4 protein-coding genes are annotated in these 4,735 nt (G+C 71.9%); all 4 read right to left on the bottom strand.

From position 1 onward, the window contains the following. Positions 1 to 32: 32 nt before the first annotated feature. Genes LCE31_RS34695 through LCE31_RS34680 form a run of 4 tightly spaced genes read right to left on the bottom strand, consistent with a single transcriptional unit; the run spans position 33 to position 4,367 of the window. Positions 33 to 1,358, bottom strand: a complete 1,326-nt coding sequence (locus LCE31_RS34695; protein ID WP_225021641.1) for an ABC transporter substrate-binding protein — start codon at positions 1,356 to 1,358, stop codon at positions 33 to 35. Further along, positions 1,358 to 2,218 (bottom strand): carbohydrate ABC transporter permease, encoded by an 861-nt coding sequence (locus LCE31_RS34690; protein WP_225021644.1) that lies wholly within the window; start codon positions 2,216 to 2,218, stop codon positions 1,358 to 1,360. Before LCE31_RS34690 ends, LCE31_RS34695 begins: the two co-directional genes overlap by 1 nt. A gap of 50 nt (positions 2,219 to 2,268) precedes the next feature. After that, positions 2,269 to 3,222 (bottom strand): carbohydrate ABC transporter permease, encoded by a 954-nt coding sequence (locus LCE31_RS34685; protein WP_374118653.1) that lies wholly within the window; start codon positions 3,220 to 3,222, stop codon positions 2,269 to 2,271. Beyond that, positions 3,219 to 4,367, bottom strand: coding sequence for a LacI family DNA-binding transcriptional regulator (locus tag LCE31_RS34680; protein WP_225021639.1), 1,149 nt, complete (start codon positions 4,365 to 4,367; stop codon positions 3,219 to 3,221). Before LCE31_RS34680 ends, LCE31_RS34685 begins: the two co-directional genes overlap by 4 nt. Positions 4,368 to 4,735 lie beyond the last annotated feature (368 nt).

Here is a 4,735-nt window from a genome sequence, read left to right as displayed (position 1 = left end):
CGGCCGGGGGGTCGGCCCCGGCCACCGGCGCCTCAGTCCCGGTAGCGGTCGAAGATGCGGTTGCCGTCCCGTACCAGCTGCTTGCGCAGGCCTTCGAGGTCCGTGCCGCCGCTGTAGTACTGCTGGAGGGCGGGCGTGGCTATCTTGTCCTTCCACTCGGGGTAGCCCCGCATCCCGAGCACCGGCGAGGCTCTCAGATGGCTTGCCACGGCGACCCCGGTCGACCAGCCGTCCTTGGCCGTGGTGATCGACGGGGCGCGCAGTGCGGCGTCCCCCGTCGGCACCAGCCAGTCGCCGCGGGCCAGTTGGACCAGGTGCGCGTCCTGCGTCATGAAGGCGATGAAGGCCGCCGCGGCCTCGGGGTGCGCACACGACTTCGACACCGACAGGGTCTGCGGGCTGACCCCCTGGGCGCGCCCGCCGTCCGGTGCGTGCGGCCCCGTGGGCAGCGGCAGCGTCACCCAGTCGAAGTGGTCGGGGGCCTGCTGCTGCACCTGCTGGCGGTACGAGAACCCCAGCGGGAGCAGTGCGTACCGCCCGGCGAAGAAGCCCGGCAGTGTGTCCCCGCCACCCATGCCGAGCGCGCTGGGCGCCGCGGTCCTCTCGCTGTTGACCTGCCGGTGGATGAGCTCGGCGAACGCGGAGTCCGCCGCGTCGAACCGTACCTCCGGTGTGCCGTCCTCGCGCCGGTACAGGAGCCGGCCGCCGTTGCCCATCGACAGGTTGACCGTCGCGTTGACCGGCGCGTTCATCGCCCAGGCGGTGCCGAACCGTTCGGCGGAGCCGTGCCCACGCCGGGTGAGTTCCCTGGTGACATCCTCGAACTCGTCCCAGGTCCACGGGTGTTCGACGCTCGGCAGCGCGATCCCCGCCTTCTCAAGCAGCGACCGGTTGGCGATCAGCACCCACGGCTCCTGGAGGAACGGCACCCCGTACAGGCCGCCGTCGAACCGCGAGGTCGCCCACGCGGAGTCGGGGATGCGGCGGCGGAGGTCCGCCGGGATCAGTCCGCTCAGGTCGGCCAGGTAGCCGCCGTATCCGAAGTCGGTGAGGTCGATCGCCTCGTCGTGGATGATGTCCGGCGCCGCGCCGCCCTCGAAGGACGTCAGGAGCTGGTCGTGCACGTTGTCCCAGCTGCCCTGCACATACCGGACGCGGACCTCGGGGTGGTTCCGGTTCCACTGCGCCACCAGCGCCTTGTTGGCGGCCAGCGACTCCTTCTGCCAGGCCAGCGAGAGGAAGTCCAGCGTCGGCGTCCCGGACCCGCCGTTTGCCGAGCCGCAGCCCGCGAGCAGCGGTGACGAGGCGGCGGCAGCAGCGGTCGCGACCGTGCCCGCCAGCAGCGTACGGCGGCGCATCAGCCCTTCACCGCCCCGGTCATCGCGCCGCTCACCAGGCGCTTTTGGAGGAACGCGAAGAACAGCAGGCTCGGTACGGTCGCGAGCACCGACGCGGCGGCCAGCGGGCCGAGGTCGGCCGCGCCCTCCGCGCCGAGGAAGTGGGTGAGGACCACGGACATCGTCTGCTTCTCCGGAGACTTGAGCAGGACCAGGGCGAAGAAGAACTCGTTCCACGCGGTGACGAACGAGAACATCAGCGTCGCCACCAGACCGGGCATGAGCAGCGGCAGGACCACACTGCGCAGGGTGCGCAGCCGCCCGCAGCCGTCGATCGACGCGGCCTCCTCCAGGGACATCGGCACCGCCTTGACATACCCCTGGAGCATCCACAGCGCGAACGGCAGGTTCCACACCACATACACGATGACCAGGCCGGGCAGCGAGTCCACCAGGTGCAGGTTCTTCAGCACCAGGAACAGCGGAATGATGACCAGTACGAACGGGAACATCTGGCTGACCAGGACCCAGCCCGTGCCGAGCCGGCTGACCATCGAGCGGAAGCGCACCATCACATACGCGGCGGGCACCGCGACCGCCACCGAGATCACCGCCGTGACCGCGGAGACCAGCAGGCTGTTGAGCGCGGAGCGCAGCAGCGGCTGCTCGTCGATCGCCGTACGGAAGTTGCCGAGCGTCGGATGGCGCGGCAGCCAGGTCGGATCGACGGACCCCAGTTCCTGCGGTGACTTGAACGCCGTCGACAGCAGCCACAGCAGCGGGAAGGCCAGGAACACCACGTAGCACAGGAGGGCCAGATACTGCCCGGCGCGGCCGGCGGCCCGGCGGCCGGTGCGGCGAGAGGAGCGCGCGGGCCTCACGGGTGCGGGGGCGCCCGCCGGGGTGTCCCGCACGCGGGCGGAGGTGCTGCTCACTGGTCGGCCTCCTTGAGGCGGTTGCGCAGGAACACGGTCAGCAGGATCGCGATCACGGCGATCATCACCAGGCCCATCGCGGCGGCATAGCCGAACTGCCCGTACTGGAAGGCCTCCTGGTAGGCGAACAGGGTGGGCAGCCGGGTCTTGCCGCCGGGCCCGCCGTTCGTGAGCACGTACACCAGGCCGAACGAGTTGAAGTTCCAGATGAAGTCGAGCGCGGTGATGGACAGCACCACCGGCTTCATCGCGGGCCAGGTCACCGCCGTGAAGCGGCGCCAGAGCCCCGCTCCGTCCAGTGCCGCCGCCTCGTGCAGCTCGGCCGGCACGTTCTGGAGTCCGGCCAGCAGTACGACGGTGGTCTGCGGCATCTTCGCCCACACGCCCACCACGATCACCGCGGGCAGCGCCAGCGTCAGGCTGGACAGCCAGTCGATGTTCCCCGATGTCAGGTGCAGGGAGCGCAGCGTGCTGTTGAGGATGCCCGAGTCCGGGTTGTAGACCAGCCGCCACATGATGCCGACGACGACCTCGGGCATCGCCCAGGGCACCAGCGCGAGCGTGCGGGTCAGCCAGCGGAAGCGCAGGTTCTGGTTGAGCAGTGACGCGAGCCCGAGGGAGAGCAGGAACTGCAGGGCGGTCACGCAGACTGCCCAGATGATGCCGATCTTGAAGGACTGCCAGAACAGCGAGTCGAGCCTGAGGTCGGCGAGGTTGCGCAGACCGGTGAAGGACGTCGAACGCGTCACCCCGGACTGCGCGTCGGTGAACGCCAGCCCCAGGCCGTACAGGAGCGGGCCGACGCTCAGCACCAGGACGGGGATCAGCGCGGGCAGCAGCAGGAACCAGGCGTCGCGCTCCAGGCCGAGCATCTTGCGCCGGGCCGCGGGCGTACGGGGCCTCGGCGTACCCGTGCCGTCGGCGGGACGGGTGGCGAGTCCGGCGCTCATACGGCGCTCCCCGCGCACGCGGCGGGCGCGTCCTGCGGCCGGGCCCCGGCGGATGCGGCGCCGGTGGCCGCCTCTCCCGGTACGGCGTCCCCGCCGAGCGCCGCCGCGTCGGACCCCACGGTGGAGGCGCGCACCACGAGCCGCGGCGCGACGGTCACCCGGCCGGCCTCCGCCGAGCCCCGGGGGCCCGCCCCTGGCGCCCCGCCCTCCAGCCGCGCGACCAGCATCTGGGCCGCGAGCCTGCCGCGTTCACCGGACCCGAGGTCGACGCTGGTCAGCGCCGGGTGGCCGGCGCGGGCCAGCTCGCTGTCGTCCATTCCGACGACCGCGAGGTCCTCGGGGATGCGCAGGCCACGGTCGTGCGCGGCGTGCGCGACGCCCAGCGCCAGCTGGTCGTTGGCGCAGAAGACGCTGTCGATGCCGGGGCCGGCGTCCAGCAGCCGGTGTCCCGCCGCCGTGCCCGCCTCGACGGAGAAGTCGGTGGTGACGGTCGGCGCCTCGTCCGCGGTGAGTCCCGCCGCCGCGAGCGCGGTGCGGAAACCGGTGGCGCGGTTGGCGCCCGGCACGGTGTCGGCCGGGCCGTTGACGAAGCCGATCCTGCGCCGGCCGAGGGCCACCAGATGGCGCACCGCCAGCGCCGCTCCGGACACCGAGTCCGCCCGTACGCTGTCGACGCGGGCGCCCTCGGGCAGCGAGCCGATGACGACGACGGGCCCCGACGCCGTGGTGAGGGCGGCGAGATGCTCCTCGGTGACCCTGATCGGGCAGATGATCAACCCGTCGCTGGTGCGGTCGGCGAGGCTGCGCACGACGTCCAGCTCGTCCTCGGAGACGGCGTCCGTCGAGTGCAGCAGCAGCCGGTATCCCAACGGTTTCGTCACCGCCTGTATCTGGCGCACCATCGAGACGTACGCCGGGTTGCCGATGTCCGGCATGGCGAACGTGAGCTGCCGGGTCCGGCCGCCCTTGAGGGACCTCGCCACCTTGTTCGGCACATAGCCGAGTTCGGCCGCGGCGCGCTCCACCTTCCGCACGGTGTCGGGGCGAGCCCCGTGACCATTGAGAACGCGGGACACGGAGGCGATCGAGACCCCCGCGGCCGCGGCGATGGTCTCCACGGTCGGTGGCCCGCCCGAACTCGTCATGATCGCCCCTTCGCAGATCGACAGGTCGCCTCCACACGGACTGAAAACGTTTACAGTTTCGGCGTCGGGCGCCGGCCGCGGAAGGAGAGGTTTCCCCCATGTTGCGTACGGGTTTCACTGTCCGTCAATGGGTTGTGAACTGTGTCCCACTGTTGGACGCGTACTTGACGTGATGCGCCGAAGGTGCAGAGAGCCGGTTCTGTCGGCGTTCCGCGCCATCCCGAACCGGCGCCCGCCGTCCGTCTTCGCGCGTCGCCGCGTCCGTACACCCGCGCGGGGGGGCCGCCCCCCCCCCCCCCGCCCCCCCCCCCCCCCCCCCCCCGGGGGGCCCGGGGGGGGGGGGCGCGCGGCGCGGGGGGGGGGCGCGG

Origin of the sequence: Streptomyces sp. 8L (assembly GCF_020176795.1) — a bacterium.
Taxonomy (GTDB): Bacteria; Actinomycetota; Actinomycetes; order Streptomycetales; family Streptomycetaceae; genus Streptomyces.
Note: the sequence above shows the minus strand (reverse complement) of the source record. Positions and strands in the feature narration are given on the sequence as shown.

Excerpts from the sequence above, each read along its gene's own strand:
- LCE31_RS34680 (WP_225021639.1), bottom strand. The coding sequence starts at position 4,367 with ATGACGAGTTCGGGCGGGCCACCGACCGTGGAGACCATCGCCGCGGCC.
- LCE31_RS34685 (WP_374118653.1), bottom strand. The coding sequence starts at position 3,222 with ATGAGCGCCGGACTCGCCACCCGTCCCGCCGACGGCACGGGTACGCCG.
- LCE31_RS34695 (WP_225021641.1), bottom strand. The coding sequence starts at position 1,358 with ATGCGCCGCCGTACGCTGCTGGCGGGCACGGTCGCGACCGCTGCTGCC.